Origin of the sequence: Methylomagnum ishizawai, from assembly GCF_900155475.1 — a bacterium.
Taxonomy (GTDB): Bacteria; Pseudomonadota; Gammaproteobacteria; order Methylococcales; family Methylococcaceae; genus Methylomagnum; species Methylomagnum ishizawai_A.
Genome location: NZ_FXAM01000001.1, coordinates 2691689 through 2706583, shown reverse-complemented (window position 1 = coordinate 2706583; position 14895 = coordinate 2691689). Strand labels below are relative to the sequence as shown.

Genomic DNA, 14895 nt, shown 5'->3' with positions numbered 1-14895 from the left:
GCGGGGCTTATTGGGGTTTCGGGGCGTCGGCGGGGGCCGGGGTGGCCGGGGCCGGGGCGTCCATCTTCATGCCGGCGCATTTGCCTTCCATCGCCTTGGCTTGCTCGGCTTCCTTCTTGAGCGCTTGTTCTTTCATCGCGCCGCAGTTCATCTCCGGGCTTTTCGCCGCTTTTCCGCCGCATTTGCCTTCGCCGCAGACCATTTCCTTGGATTCCTTGCCCGCTTCGGCCACTTGCATATAGCCGTTGGCGAGGTCTTTCAACGCGAACGGATTCTCGCCCGCGTGGACGGCACCGGCCAGGGTGGTGGCGATGGCAGCGCCCATGACGGTGCCGATGGTCTTCTTGCTCATGTCTCGGTTTCCTCTTCTCGTTGCTGATCTAGTTGGTATGGCCGGTCGTCCCGCGGGGTGCTGGATGGGTGGCCGGCGCACGGTAGCCTTAGACCTGGGGATGCCGGAAAGTTGCGCCGTGGACACGCCGCCGTGGATCGGCCCCGGCCTGGAAGCCCCGTGGGGACGGTATTCTCACATAACGGACCCGGTCTTGTGCAGTGGCCGATCCGGGGCCGCCGGCCCATCCTGGCGGGCCGGGACGCATTGCGCTATGCTCTGCCGCGCCCGGCGACCGGGCGCGTCGTGTTCAAGATCAAAAGCGAGCGAGGGTTGGACCATGTATTGTCGCCACTGCGGTAAAGAGGTGAAGGACAAGGCGGTTGTTTGCAGCGGTTGCGGACAGCCCATCGAAGAGGCCGGCGGTGGCGCGGCGGGCGCGGGCGGGGGGCGTTGGAGCTGGTTCACCATGTTCGTGACCACCGGCGTTTTCCTGTTGTTGTTGCTCATCGCCATCATCTCGGGACTTTGACGGACCGGTGGCGTTTCCCGCAGCGGTTATCCGCCACGCGGGGTAGCCGATTGTCCCCCGCCAAGACCGGCCCTTCCCCCCGGCCGGCACAGAAATCCCCTGATTCATCTCCTTAGCGCCGGATATAGCCTATTGTTGTAGACTAGCCGTTCGCGTGATAGCGCTGGACGGCCTTTTCCGGGCCTGGGCGCGGTGTCAGGCTCGCGTTGTTGGCTCGTGCCCCGCCGGGAAAAACGGCTTCATTACATGCGGTTTGAGTTGCGTATCCATATCGGCGTGAAACTATGCGGAGTGGCCGTGGGGTGGGCCTTGGCCGCGATCCTGGCCCACCGCTTCGGACGGGAGGGGGATTGGGCCTTGCTGGGCCTCGGAGGCTGGGCTTCGATCCTGTTGCTGACCACCCTGGCGTTGGTGCGGACCGGTCCCGGCTCGGATCGCGTCCCGGCCCGCCGCGGTGGGCCGGGCTTGCCCAGCCTGCGCGCGAGATTGGACGCCTTGGAAGCCCGCAATGAGGAACTGGAACGGGCCTGTCGGCAGGCCGAAACCCGCGCCCAGGTCAAAACCCGCTTCCTGGCCCAGATGAGCCACGAAATGCGCACCCCGATGAACGGCATCATCGGTTTCGCCGATCTACTGGCCAAAACCCCACTGGCCGAATACCAGCTCGAAAAACTGGGTTTGATCGAGCGCTCGGCCAAGAACCTCCTGGAAATCGTCAATGAAATCCTCGACCTCGCCCGGATCGAAGCCGAGCAATTCGGGCTGAAGCCCGAATGGTTCCCCTTGCGGCCCTATCTCGAAGACACCGTGGCGCTGATCAGCGCCCGCGCCAAGGTATCCATCGTGCTGTGCGTCGAGCCTTCCGTGCCGGAGTTGTTCCATGGCGATCCCATCCGCCTGCAACAGGTGGTCGCCAACCTCCTGGGCAACGCGGTCAAGTTCACCCATGCCGGGCGGATCGTGGTGCGGGCGCGGCGTTTGCGGCGTGCCGACCCCAGGTTGTTGTTCTCGGTGTCGGATACCGGGCGTGGCATCGCCGCCGAGCATCTGGACCATTTGTTCGCGCCGTTTTCCCAAGTGGACGGGTATGCGTCCAATGGCGAGCGCGGTTCCGGCCTGGGGTTGAATATCGCCCGCGCCATCGTCGAACGCATGGGCGGGACCATCGGCGTGGTGAGCCGGCCCGGCAAGGGGTCCACATTCTGGTTTACCCATCCTTTGGCGGCGGGCGAGGTCCGCGGCAAGCCCGGGTTCCCCGGATTCAAGCTGGCCTTGATCGATCCCGATCCCTTGTCCCGCAAGGCCTTGCGCTACCAATTGCAAAGCGTGGGTGCGACCGGCTACGGCTTCGCCAGCCTGGAAGAATTCGACCAGAGCTATCAGGCCGGGGCGCATGGCGTCCTGGTGCTCATCAACGCCGCCGCGAAATCCCAACCCTTGTTGCTGAGGGGCATCGAGCGGGTCCGGGCGGCGGGCGGGCGTCCGGTGTTGATCCTGCCGTATTCCAGCCGCCGCGTCCGCGAGTATTGCCGGGCGAGGCACCTGCCTTGCCTGGGCTATCCGGTGCGGAGCGACGCCTTGTCGGAACTCCTGGCCGAAAGTCCCGCCCCGCCGAAGGTTGCGGCACACTTCGATGGGATGTCCACGCTGTTGGTGGGGCGGCAGTGCCTGGTGGTGGACGATAACGAGATCAACCGCCGCTTGCTGGAGGCCCGCCTGACCCGGTTGGGGGCGCGGGTGGTGGAGGCATCGAACGGCACCAAGGCGTTGGTGCGCCTTCGGACCCGCGCTTTCGACCTGGTGTTCATGGACCTCAGGATGCCGGGGATGAGCGGTCTGCAACTGCTCCGGGAATTGCTGCTCGGGGAGTTCTCGCCCAACCATGGCACGCCCTTCGTCGCGGTGACGGCCCATCTCGACGAAGAGGAGCGGATCGCCATCGTCCAGGCCGGTTTCGCCGATGTGCTGCTCAAGCCGGTCCTGGACGGGCCGTTGTTGGCGGTGTTGGGGAAATATCTGAAGATCGGGCCGGTCCCGTCGGCACGGGCCGGGACCGAGCCGCTCGCGGATTGCGCGGCGGTGTTCCTGGAAAAGACCGGCGGCGACCGCCCGCTGGCCCAATCGCTGGCCCGGAAGTTGGTGAAGGAGTTGCAGGAGCAATCGCAGGAAATCCAGCGGGCCTTGCGCGGCGGGGATTTCACCAAGCTGCGGGAATCCGCCCATAGGATCAACGGCTCGGCCTCGTTCTGCGGCCTGGGGGGCATCCGCAGCAGCGCCGATGCCTTGGAGCGGGCCGTGCTGCAATCGGCCCATACCCCGAACCTGGACCTCAAGGCCCAACGCCTGGACCAGGAAATCAACCGCTTCCTGGAGGAGCGGGACCAACTCTTCACGGCGTTGGACGAAGCCGATGCAGATGTTCCCCTGCGCTTGCTCGATTGAGCCTCACACCTTGAGCAAATGCTGCCGGTAATAGCGGAGTTCGGCGATGGATTCCCGGATGTCGTCCAGCGCCCGGTGGCTGTTGTTCTTCTTGAAACCTTCCTTGACCTGCGGTGCCCACCGCGCCGCCAATTCCTTCAGGGTGGATACATCCAGGTTGCGGTAATGGAAATGGGCCTCCAGCCGGGGCATGTGGCGGGCCAGGAAGCGCCGGTCCTGGCAGATGCTATTGCCGCACATGGGCGAAACCCCCGGCGCGATCCAGCGTTCCAGGAATTCCACGGTCAGCCGCTCGGCTCCGGCCTCGTCCACCCGGCTTGCCCGCACCCGGTCGATGAGTCCAGAGGCGCCATGGTGCTTCCGGTTCCAGTCGTCCATCCCCGCGAGGGTGTTTTCGTCCTGGAACACCGCCAGCACCGGGCCTTCGGCCAGGAGGTTCAAATCCTTGTCGGTGACGAGGGTCGCCACCTCGATGATCCGGTCGGATGAGGGATCGAGCCCGGTCATTTCCAGGTCGATCCAGATCAAGTCCTGCGCCGTTGTCGCCATGATTTTTTCCTTGGATATCAAGCATAAAGCAATAATGGCCCAGGTTGGGAACGTTGCCTTGGGCCGCTTGTCAGTGATTCTACCAAAGGCTAAGCTGTGCCACCGACCGCAACGGAGTTGTTTCCCCCCATGAATGCCTTCACCGTCCTATTCCTGCTCGCCGTGGCCGTGTCCTTCGGCGTCGAATGGTGGCTGTCGCGCCGCCAAGCCGCCCACGTCCTGGCCCACCGCGCCGCCGTTCCGCCCGCCTTCCGCGATAGCATCGACCTGGAAGCCCACCAGAAAGCCGCCGACTACACCCTGGACAAGAACCGCCTCGCCGATATCGACCGGCCCATCGAGGTGCTGATCCTGCTGTTGTTCACCCTGGGCGGCGGCATCGAGGCGATCCAGGGCTTTTGGGCCAGCTTCGGCCTGGGGCCGCTCGCCACCGGGATCGGCGCGATCCTGACCACCTTGATCCTGATGCAATTGCTGGGTTTGCCGCTCGGCCTCTATAAGACCTTCGTCATCGAGGAGCGCTACGGTTTCAACCGCAACACCCCCAAGCAATTCGCCAAGGATTTGGGCCTGCAATTGTTGCTGAGCCTCGCTATCGGCACGCCGATCCTGGCCTTGATCCTCTGGGTCATGGACAGCGTGGGCGCGTGGTGGTTGCTGGCCTGGGCCATCCTGATGGGGTTTTCCCTGCTGATGAGCTGGGCGTTCCCGACCTTCATCGCCCCGCTGTTCAATAAGTTCACGCCCTTGCAGGACGCGGCCTTGAAACAGCGCATCGAAACCCTGTTGGCGCGTTGTGGCTTCCAAAGCCAGGGGATTTTCGTGATGGACGGCTCGCGCCGCTCGGGCCATGGCAACGCTTATTTCACCGGGATGGGCAATAGCAAGCGCATCGTGTTCTTCGATACCTTGGTCGATTCGCTGGAACACGACGAGTTGGAGGCGGTCCTGGCCCACGAGCTGGGCCATTTCAAGCACCGCCATGTGTTCAAGATGCTGGGGGTGAGCGCCACGGTCAGCTTGATCGGTTTCGCCCTGTTGGGCTGGCTGAGCGGGCAGGAGTGGTTCTATGCGGGGCTGGGGGTCCATACCTCTTCCAACGCTATGGCCTTGCTGCTGTTCATGTTGGTGTCCCCGGCCTTCACCTTGTTCCTGCAACCGGCCATGGCCTATTTCCAGCGGCGTTATGAGTTCGAGGCCGACGATTTCGCCGCCGGCCAGACCCGGCCCGCCCATCTCATCAGCGCTTTGGTCAAGCTCTACCGCGAGAATGCCAGCACCCTGACCCCGGACCCCTTGTATTCGGCCTTCCATTACAGCCATCCCCCCGCCGCGATCCGTATCGCCCATCTCGCCGCCAAAACCGGCTGATGGCCAGGAAGCGGGCCTCCGCCGCGCCGGAACCGCCCGGCGCGGTTTCCCAAGCAGCCACTCCGTCCCCGCAACAAGGCTTGGTCATCAGCCATCTGGGACAGGGCTTGGCCGTCGAGAACGCGGCGGGCGAGATCGTGCTATGTCATACCCGCAGGCGCTTGGGCGGCGTGGCCGTGGGCGACCGGGTGCTGTGGGTGTCCAGCGAGGGCCAGGGCCGGGTGGAAGAGGTCTTGCCGCGCCGCAGCCTATTGACCCGGCCCGGTCATAACGCCAAGGTCAGGCCGGTGGCGGCGAACCTGGATATCGTGCTGGTGGTGGTGGCTCCCGCGCCGGAGCCGGATTGGTTGCTGGTGGATCAATATCTGGCCGCTTGCGAGCATCGGGACTTGGCGGCGGCGGTGGTGGTGAACAAGATCGACCGGGTCGGCGACCGCGCCGCCGTCCTCGCCACCTTGGCGGATTACCAAGCCCTGGGCTATTCCGGCTTCGCGGTCAGCGCCAAGAGCGGCGAGGGCTTGGACGGCTTGCGGGCGGGGCTGGCGGGGCGCTGCGCCATGCTGGCCGGGCAATCCGGGGTGGGCAAATCCTCGCTGACCAACGCGCTGTTGCCGGACCGGCAACTCCGCACCCGCGAATTGTCCGAGAAGGCCGGTTTGGGCCGCCATACCACCACCGCCGCCACCCTCTACCATCTGCCCGGCGGCGGCGATCTGATCGATAGTCCCGGCGTGGCCGTGTTCGGCTTGGCCGAGATGAACGCCCAGGATTTGGCTTGGGGCTACCGCGAATTCCGCGACTGGTTGGGGCGCTGCCGCTTCAACGATTGCCGCCATACCGGCGACAAGGGTTGCGCCGTGCGGGAAGCCGCCGAGGCCGGGACCATCGGTCCCGACCGCTACCGGCGCTTCGTCAAGCTGCTGGGCAAGCTGCAACTCATGGGCGGGCCGTGACCCAGGCCACGGCCCATCCGCCTATTCCTCCACCAGTCTTCCAGCTTCGATCTTCTTCAGGCGCCAGCCGCCATCCCCGGCCAGTTCCAGCACGGCGTCGTAATCCGCCAGCTTGTCGTCCGCGCCGCGCCGCCCGAAACGGCTGTGGCCCAGGGTGATGTAGCTGATATTCCGGCCATTGAGCAATCCCAGCAACATCGCCACATCCTCGGGCGACAGCGCCGTGCTGATGCGGTCCAGGAACACGAAGCGGGGTTCGGCCAGGATCAAACGGGCCGCGGCCAGCAATTGCTGTTCCCCCAGGGACAAGAGCTCGTCCCAATCCTGCTCGATGTCCAGCCCGCCGGTGCGTTCCAGCAGGCTTTCCAGGTTGAATTCCCCGAGGATCGCCAGGATTTGCGCGTCGGTGACGGTCGCCTCCTTGCCCGTCCGCAGCAGCGCTTCCCGCAAGGTGCCGGGCGGCATATAGGGCCGCTCGGGCAGGAACAGCGTCTGTCCGTTGCCGGGGCGTTGGACCCGGCCCTCGCCCCAGGCCCAGATGCCCGCCGTGGCCCGCAACAGGGCGACCTTGGCGTCGTGGCTCGGCCCCAGCACCAACAGCCGTTGGCCATGGGGGATTTCCAGGTCCAGGCCGCGCAGCAAGGGTTGGGCCTGGGTGCGGCTATGGAGGGTCAAGTGTTGGTAGCGGATCGTGTCCGGGGTTTCCGCGATTTCGATGGCCCCGTGGGCGGAGCGGCTTTGCTCGATGGCGTCGAGCAGCGAACCCAGCCGGGCGATGACGGCGGTGAAGGACGAGATCGATTGGAATTGGGTCACGATCAAGGAAAACGCGCCCAGCAATTGCACGAAAGCCAGGGTCGATTGGGTGATGACGCCGAATTCCACTTGGTTGTGGATGAACATCGGGGCCACGACCAGGGCCGGGATGATTTGCAGCAGGTAGTTGTAGCCGGTGGTGAAGAAACCCAGGTTGCGGTTCACCAGGATGATGCGCTGGAAATTCCCGACCAGCTCATCGAGCCGGTGCAGCAAACGGGCCTTGATCCGGCCCTCGCGCGAGAGCAGGGCGATGGATTCGGCGTGTTTGCGGACATGGATCAGGTCGGAGCGGAAATTGGCCTCCTTGTCGAACTGGCTGAAGTTCAGCCCGATCAGGGGGCGGCCCAGGGCGATGGTCAGGTAGGAGCCGATCCCGGCATAGGCGACGGCGACCGTGAACAACAAGGGGCTGATCGACCACAGCACGCCCGCGAAGGCCAGCACCGTGATGGCCCCGTTCAGCACCATCAGGGTGAAGGACAGGGTGGTGACGGCGAAGGCGCGGATATCCTCGGCGATGCGCTGGTCGGGATTGGCGATTTCGCCGTTCTCGATGAGCTGGTCGTTGAGACGGTGGTAGACCGGGGTTTCGATATAGCGGGCGATGAGGCGCTGGGTCAGCCATTCGCGCCAGATCAGGCCCAGCCGTTCCTCGGAATAGCGGTAGACCACCGCGACCCCGGTCGAACCCGCGAACACCAGGACGTATAGCAGCCCCTGGCCGATGAAGCCGGACATGTCGTGGTGTTCGATGGCGGTCATGAAATCGCGCCCGACATAGCTGTTCACCACGTTCAAGAGGCTGACCGCCAATAGCAGGCCCAACAGCCCAGCGGCCAGGAATTTGGCCTTGCCACCCTGGGGCGAGATGCCCAGCGCTTTGAGTTCCTGCACGAAATGCGACCAAGTCCTGCGGTCGATAGGTATTTTGGGTTCGTTCATTAGTTGTTCTCGGTGAGGTGGCGGGCCGGTCCGGTGCCGTCCGGTCGCCAGGGTCTTGGAAGGCTTTGCCGGGAAATAGTCCTTTTCCTGGAAGCCAGCGTCAAGGCGGGCGGCACAGGCCGGGGTTGGCGGGAAAGCGGGGAAGGGCGGGGGAGGACGGGCGGGATGGCCCGGATTCCGCAGCGCGGCGTCCGGGCTGGATTGGGCTGGCAGGAACGGCGGGCGTTAAGCCACCGCCTCGGCGGGCACCTGCTGCAAATCCTCTTGCAGGGCGGCCAGTTGCTCCACGCTCAGCACCCGCGCGGCGTTGAGGATGATGACGAAATGGTCGTCCAGCTTGCCCATCCCGGCGATGAAGTCGGTACGGATCTTGGTGCCGAAGCTGGGCGGCGGCTCGATATCGGCGCGGGGGATTTCCACCACCTTGTTGACCGAGTCCACCAGGATGCCCATCACCCGCTGTTTGGCGCTGTCGTCCAGTTCCACGATGACGATGCAGGTGCGCTTCCCAGGGGTGGCACGTTGCTTCCAGAAGCTGGACGACAGGTCGATCACCGGCACCACCGCCCCCCGCAGGTTGATGACGCCGCGTACCGTGTCCGGCATCAGCGGCACCTCGGTGAGTTGGTTGTATTCGATGATCTCGCGGACGTTCAAAAGCCCTAGGGCGAACAACTCGCCGCGCAGGGTGAATACCAAGTATTGCTGTTCTTCGGCGCCTTGCGCCTCGGTGAGGGACAGGAAGTTCTGGCTCATGGTGGGTTTCCTCGGTGAAAGGGTGAATCCGCGGTCGTGGATGATGGGAGTCTAGGCCGGTTCCTAGGATTGCGCGAATCCTGGCACGTCGATGATCCGTTCCGGACGGAAATCCGTGGGTACGGGGTGGTTTTGGGCGGGGGTCGCGGATGGCCACGGTCCCCTGTTTTGGAAAAGTCCAAGGTGCGGTGCTTCATTTTGTCGGCCAGGCCCGGGTTCAGAATTGCGCGAAACCGCGCTCGCCGAATTCGCTATCCGAGAAGGTGTTCCTGGGGGGGCGGGGTTTGATGGATTTGCCGGTGTACCGCGTTGGCGGCTGTTTGTGATGCACAGTCGCGGTTTCGGTCTCGGTGGAAAGCTTGAAGAAGCCCAGGGTGTGCTGGAGTTCGAGGGCTTGGTCGCTCATTTCCTCGGCGGTGGCGGAAAGCTCCTCGGCGGCGGAGGCGTTCTGCTGGGTGGTTTTATTGAACTGGTTCATGGCCTCGGCGATTTGCTTCGCACCCGAGGCTTGTTCCTCGGAGCCGGCGGTGATTTCCTGGACCAGCCCGGCGGTCTTCTGGATCGAGGGCACGATTTCCTTCAGGAGCGTGCCGGCCCGCTCGGCCATGGCGACGCTGGACTCGGCCAGTTCGCCGATTTCCTGGGCGGCGACCTGGGAGCGTTCGGCCAGCTTCCTGACCTCGGCGGCGACGACGGCGAAGCCCTTGCCGTGGTCGCCGGCGCGGGCGGCCTCGATGGCGGCGTTGAGGGCGAGCAGGTTGGTCTGGTAGGCGATATCGTCGACGATGCCGATTTTGCCGGCGATCTGCTTCATGGCCTGGACGGTGCGGGAGACGGCCTCGCCGCCCTCGGCGGCTTCGCGGGCGGCCTTCTCGGCAATGGCGTCGGTGCTCTTGGCGTTGTCCTTGTTCTGGTCGATGGAGGCGGCCATCTGCTCCATGGAACTGGAGATTTCCTCGACGCTGGCGGCCTGTGTGGAGGCGGCCTGGGACAGGGATTGCGAGGTGGCGCTGACCTGCTCGGAAGCCGAGGACAGGGTTTCGGCCACGCTGTTGATCTCGCCCAGGGTCTTGGAAAGCTTATGCAAGGTGTCGTTGATGATCTGCCCCAGTTCTTTGAAATCGCCCCGGTAGTCGCCTTCGATGGTGACGCTGAAATCGCCCTGGGCCACGTGGGCCATGACTTGGCGGACTTCGTCCATGGGTTCGGCACCGGCGGCGAGGGTTTGGTTCATGCCCTCGACGATCCGGCGGAAATCGCCCCGGTGGCGCGCGGTGTCGGCCCGGACGGCCAGTTCGCCGGCCAGGGTGGCCTGGGCCAACAGGTCGGCATCTTCGATCAGGGCTTTGATATTGGCGCGGACCTGTTCGATGGCGTCGTTGATGAAGCGCTTCTTGCCCGGTAATTGCTCGAACGGGGTATCCATTTTGCCTTCGCCGAACTCGCGGAACACCGCCATGGCACGCTTTTTCACATCGATATGGTCGAACACCATCTTGTTGACGTTCTCGGCGACGATCCTGAAGACGCTTTGGAACTGTTCGGGGTCGATTCTGGCATCGATATCGCCGGCTTCGTGTGCCTTGGCCATGCGGGTCATCTCGGCGATGAGCCCGTTGATGGGATGGGTGATGGCGTCGAGGGTGTCGTTGACGCCCTCGACGATCTTGCGGTAATCGCCCTGGTGCTGGGTGGCGTCGGCGCGGGTGGCGAGCTTCAGTTCGCGGGCGGCTTGGGCCAACAAGCCGGCGTCGGCGACCAAGGCGTTGACGTTGTCGATGGCGAGGTTGAGGTTGTGCTTGAGCGTGTTGAAGTCGCCGTTGTAGTTATCGACGATTTTGGGCGGAATGTCGCCCTTGGCGATGCGGTCGACATAATCGGCGGCGACGTTCAAGGGACCGATGACGGCGTCGAGGGTGCCGTTGACGCCCTCGACGATCTTGCGGTAGTCGCCTTGATGCTGGGCGGCGTCGGCGCGGGTGGCGAGTTTGCCTTCCACCGCCGCCTTGGACAGCATGAGGGCGTCGGCGACCAGGGCGGCCAGGGCATCGCTGGCGCTCCTGAGGCTCTTATTGATGGTGTCGAATTGGGCGTGGACCCCCTGGGTGTATTGATCGGGTTGGCGCAGGCCGAAGTCGAGGTTGAGGTCGCCCTTGCCGAGGCATTCGAGGTTCTTGGCGATGATGCCGACCTGATGCTCGGTATAGCTTTTGACGCGCAGGGTGGAGGTGAGGTCGGTGACGGTCTCGACATAGCCCACGGTTTCGCCCTTGGCGTTGAGGACCGGGGCGGTGTCCTGCTTGCAGTTCATGCCGCACCAATCGAAGAAGCTTTCCTTGACGCCGGTCCGCAACTGGGCGATGCCGCAGTTCTTGGTGTTGCAGATATTGGCGTTGGCGGTGGAGCAGGGGCGGCCCATGGCGTCCTGGCGGTCGCGGACATAGCCCTGTTCGACCATGAGTTTCTCGAAAGCCCGGTTGAGGAAGGTCCAGTTCATGTCGAGGTCGGTGACATGGACGGGGAAGGGCACGGCGTCGATGATCGAGCGGTACCATTCCAGTTTGTCCACCACGCTGTCGAGCGTCGCGTTGATGCCCTCGATGATCTTGCGGTAGTCGCCCTGGTGTTGGGTGGCGTCGGCGCGGGTGGCGAATTTGCCCTCCACCGCCGCCTTGGACAGCATGAGGGCGTCTCCCGCCATGCTGCGCAGGGTGTTCTGGATAGAGCGGAAGGCGTCCAGCAGTTGCCCGACTTCATCGTGCCGCTTGGTCGCGATGTCGGTATTGAAGTCGCCCTTGGCGATATCCGCCGCGATGCCGCGGACCCGGACCAGGGACGCGATGAGGTCGCGGGCGATCCACCAGCCCAGGCCGCCGATGGCCAAGGCCATGAAGACTCCGAGGACCAGCGACCCTAGGCTGGCGGATTGTTTCGCGGCGAGCGCTTCGGCGGAAAAACGCTTGCCTAGATCGACATTGAATTGGAAGTGGCTGGTGAGCGCCTCGTAGACCTTTTGCACGACGGTGGTTTGGGCGGCCATCAGCAAGTCCCGTGCTTCTTCGCTATGGCCCAGCCGTGAGGTGGACAGCATTTTTTCCCGCAGGGCGTCGTAGTCGGACAGGGCCGCGATATCGTTGGCCAGTAATTGCCGGTCGGTTTCATCCGAGATCAATGGCTCGTATTTTTTGAACCCCTCGTCGATCTTGGCCCGGGTCACGGCCATTTTGCGCTCCAGGTTGGCCATCACGTCCTTGTCGGACGCGGCGATGTGTTGCCATATCTGGGCGCGCAGGTTGGAGTAGTCGGAAGCAATGGCGTTGATCAAAATCAGGCTGGGCGTGCTGTTGATATTGGTGTAGTTGGTTTTGGTATAGATATGTTCCATTTGTGCCTGGTTGAACCCGATGAGGCCGGCCAGGCCGATCAGCGTGGAGGCGATGAGCAAAAGCATTTTGTGAGTGATAGTCATGGCTGTTTCCTTGTTTGGATAGGCATGTGGACGGGGACGGTTCGGTCCGCCGCCCGCCGTGCCGGGTTTGGATTTCCGTTATGGAGCAAGCGTGGGTTGCTTTATGGCCGGGTGTCGCCCCAAGCCGGGGAGGATGTCGGTGCTGGCGGTGCCAACCCGGCTGGCTGGGTATTGGCTGAAACCTGGCGGTGGGTTATCACCAATGGCGGTATTGTTTGAATGACGGTCGTGGCGTTCATGACGGGTATCTTTGCGCGAAATTCTTATGGTTTGGCTTGTTAATAGGGGAATCCGCTGGGGTGGCGATCACGGATTGAACCCCATGTAATGGCTATTTATAGATAGCCCATATTCGGTATTTTTCAAGTGCTACTGGCGGCAATAATCGCTGTTATATTGCCTGGGTATTGGTGCGGGGCAATTGCGTGGAACATCTTGGTTATATCCTGGGCCGTCGACTTCCATGTCCCCTCCGCCCAGAAAGGTCGGGACGGGTATCGAGCTTGGTCCAGGGGTTGGCCAATCCCGCGCCAACAAGGTTCGCATTCCGCTACGCTTGGGACGCTGTCGGCACCGGGAGCTTGATGCCTTGGGAGTTTCCCGCCGCATCAGAATTGGGCGAAACCATGTTCGCCGCTGTCGAGGTCCAACCCCGCGGCCATTTCCTTGGGCGATAGGCGTTTGGTTCCGGTCTTGGCGGTTCGGCCCGGCGCCGGTTTGCGCGACGGGGATTCGGTGGAAAGCTTGAAGAAGCCCAGGGTGCGTTGGAGTTCGAGGGCTTGGCCGCTCATTTCCTCGGCGGTGGCCGAGAGTTCCTCGGCGGAGGAGCTGTTTTGTTGGGTGGTTTTGTTGAGCTGGTTCATGGCCTCGGCGATTTGCTTCGCGCCCGAGGCTTGTTCCTCGGAGCCGGCGGTGATTTCCTGGACCAGCCCGGCGGTTTTCTGGATCGAGGGCACGATTTCCTTCAGGAGCGTGCCGGCCCGCTCGGCCATGGCGACGCTGGACTCGGCCAGTTCGCCGATTTCCTGGGCGGCGACCTGAGAGCGTTCGGCCAGCTTCCTGACCTCGGCGGCGACGACGGCGAAGCCCTTGCCGTGGTCGCCGGCGCGGGCGGCCTCGATGGCGGCGTTGAGGGCGAGCAGGTTGGTCTGGTAGGCGATATCGTCGACGATGCCGATTTTGCCGGCGATCTGCTTCATGGCCTGGACGGTGCGGGAGACGGCCTCGCCGCCTTCGGCGGCTTCGCGGGCGGCCTTCTCGGCGATGCAGTCGGTGCTTTTGGCGTTGTCCTTGTTCTGGTCGATGGAGGCGGCCATCTGTTCCATGGAAGCGGAGGTTTCCTCCACGTTGGCGGCTTGTTCGGAGGCGGCCTGGGACAGGGATTGCGAGGTGGAACTGACCTGCTCGGAGGCGGACGAGAGGGCGTCGGCGACACCGCGTACATCGGCGAGGGTGGTGGAAAGCGTGCCCAGGGTGCCGTTGATGGCCTCTTTGAGTTCAAGGAACATGCCTTGATAGCGCCCCGCCACGGTGGCGGTCATGTCGCCCTGGGCCACGCGGGCCATGGTCTGGCGGACTTCTTCCATGGGTTCGTTGATGGCGGCCATGATGTGGTTCATGCCCTGGACGACCTGGCGGAACTCGCCCCGGTGGGGGTCGATGTCGGCGCGGACGGTCAATTGGCCTTGGGCGACCGCGTCGGACAGCTTGTGGGCGTCGGCGATCAGGGCTTTGACCGGGTTGACGAGGGCGTCGAGGGCGTCGTTGACGCCTTGGATGATACGGCGGTAGTCGCCCTGGTGGCGGGTGGCATCGGCGCGGGTGTCCAGTTTCAAGTCGCGGGCGGCCTGGGCCAGCATCAGGGTGTCGTCGATCAATGCCTGGATGGAGGCGGACATGCCCTTCATCGAGGCGAACAGGCTAGAGGTGTCGCCGGAGCGGGTTGCGATGGCCATGGACAAATCGCCGATGGCGATGCGGTTGGCGATGTGCGCGGCCAGATCGGGTTCACCGCCCAATTGCCGCAACAGACCACGGGCGATCACGAAACCGATGCCGCCCACCAAGCACAGGGATACGGCAGTGATGAGCCAGGAGAGCAGGGTGGCGTTGTCTTTGATCGCCGCCGCTTCCTGGGCGCTCCTGATGCCGACATCGACATTGTATTTGCGGTGTTCCTCGAAGGCGGCGGTGATGTTGGCGAGGATGGTTTGGTTGGCGACCAGGAAGTTGCGGGCCTCCTCGTTCTGGCCGGTGTTCGACAGTGTCATCACCTTTTCCCGCAGGACATCGTATTCCCTGAGCGCGGCGCGGTCGGCGTCCAATAATTCCTCGTCGCCCTTGTCGGCGATGAAGTGGGTTTCGTAGTTTTTCAGTTCCGTATCTATTTTCGCCCGCGCGTCGGCGATGGTCCGCTCGATGCCCTGCATCTTGGCCTTGTCGCTGCTGAGGATATGCTGGTACAGCGAAATCCTGACCTGGGTCAAGTAAGTATAGGCCGTGTCCAGGGAAACCAGGCTGGGCAGGCTATTGACATTGGCGATGTTGGTCGCACTGTAAACCCGGTTGGTTTGGTATTGGTTGAAGGCCGCGAGGGACAATAAGCCCAGCAGGGCGCTGATCACCAACAGCAGCATTTTTTGGGTGACGGTCATGGCGGATACCCTCGCATGAAGTAGTGGTCGTCTGGGGGAAACACAGGCGCTATCTGGCGGTTTCAATCCTGGGCTAT

Annotated in this window: 10 protein-coding genes; 4 read left to right on the top strand and 6 right to left on the bottom strand. The window is 63.5% G+C overall.

Annotated features, from left to right (window positions below):
• Positions 1-7: 7 nt before the first annotated feature.
• Entirely contained in the window at positions 8-352 is a 345-nt protein-coding gene (locus B9N93_RS11960; protein WP_085213919.1) for a hypothetical protein, read from the bottom strand.
• A gap of 319 nt (positions 353-671) precedes the next feature.
• On the opposite strand from B9N93_RS11960, the gene B9N93_RS25490 reads away from it, so the two are divergent.
• The gene (locus B9N93_RS25490) at positions 672-863 is read left to right on the top strand and encodes a zinc-ribbon domain-containing protein (protein WP_176225245.1); all 192 of its coding nucleotides are present in this window, start codon (positions 672-674) and stop codon (positions 861-863) included.
• A gap of 246 nt (positions 864-1109) precedes the next feature.
• On the top strand, positions 1110-3305 hold the full coding sequence (locus tag B9N93_RS11955) for an ATP-binding protein (RefSeq protein ID WP_085213918.1): 2196 nt from the start codon (positions 1110-1112) through the stop codon (positions 3303-3305).
• Between the two features lie 3 nt (positions 3306-3308).
• Here B9N93_RS11955 and orn read toward each other — a convergent pair whose 3' ends face one another.
• On the bottom strand, positions 3309-3854 hold the full coding sequence (gene orn / locus B9N93_RS11950) for an oligoribonuclease (protein WP_085213915.1): 546 nt from the start codon (positions 3852-3854) through the stop codon (positions 3309-3311).
• Positions 3855-3983: 129 nt separating this feature from the next.
• Here orn and B9N93_RS11945 point away from each other — a divergent pair, with 129 nt between their 5' ends.
• Together B9N93_RS11945 and rsgA are read left to right on the top strand one after the other, a co-directional pair.
• Entirely contained in the window at positions 3984-5225 is a 1242-nt protein-coding gene (locus B9N93_RS11945; protein WP_085213913.1) for a M48 family metallopeptidase, read from the top strand.
• Positions 5225-6178 (top strand): ribosome small subunit-dependent GTPase A, encoded by a 954-nt coding sequence (rsgA, locus tag B9N93_RS11940; RefSeq protein ID WP_085213911.1) that lies wholly within the window; start codon positions 5225-5227, stop codon positions 6176-6178. Before B9N93_RS11945 ends, rsgA begins: the two co-directional genes overlap by 1 nt.
• A 21-nt stretch (positions 6179-6199) precedes the next feature.
• Here the strand turns inward: rsgA and B9N93_RS11935 are convergent, their stop codons facing one another.
• From B9N93_RS11935 to B9N93_RS11920, 4 genes are all read right to left on the bottom strand, one after another.
• The gene (locus B9N93_RS11935) at positions 6200-7939 is read right to left on the bottom strand and encodes an ABC transporter ATP-binding protein/permease (protein WP_085213909.1); all 1740 of its coding nucleotides are present in this window, start codon (positions 7937-7939) and stop codon (positions 6200-6202) included.
• Between the two features lie 225 nt (positions 7940-8164).
• Positions 8165-8695, bottom strand: a complete 531-nt coding sequence (locus tag B9N93_RS11930) for a chemotaxis protein CheW (protein ID WP_085213907.1) — start codon at positions 8693-8695, stop codon at positions 8165-8167.
• A 217-nt stretch (positions 8696-8912) separates the two neighbouring features.
• A complete protein-coding gene (locus B9N93_RS11925; protein WP_085213905.1) occupies positions 8913-12164 on the bottom strand; it encodes a methyl-accepting chemotaxis protein in 3252 nt (1083 codons plus the stop codon).
• Positions 12165-12772: 608 nt separating this feature from the next.
• The gene (locus B9N93_RS11920; RefSeq protein WP_085213903.1) at positions 12773-14818 is read right to left on the bottom strand and encodes a HAMP domain-containing methyl-accepting chemotaxis protein; all 2046 of its coding nucleotides are present in this window, start codon (positions 14816-14818) and stop codon (positions 12773-12775) included.
• Positions 14819-14895: the final 77 nt, after the last annotated feature.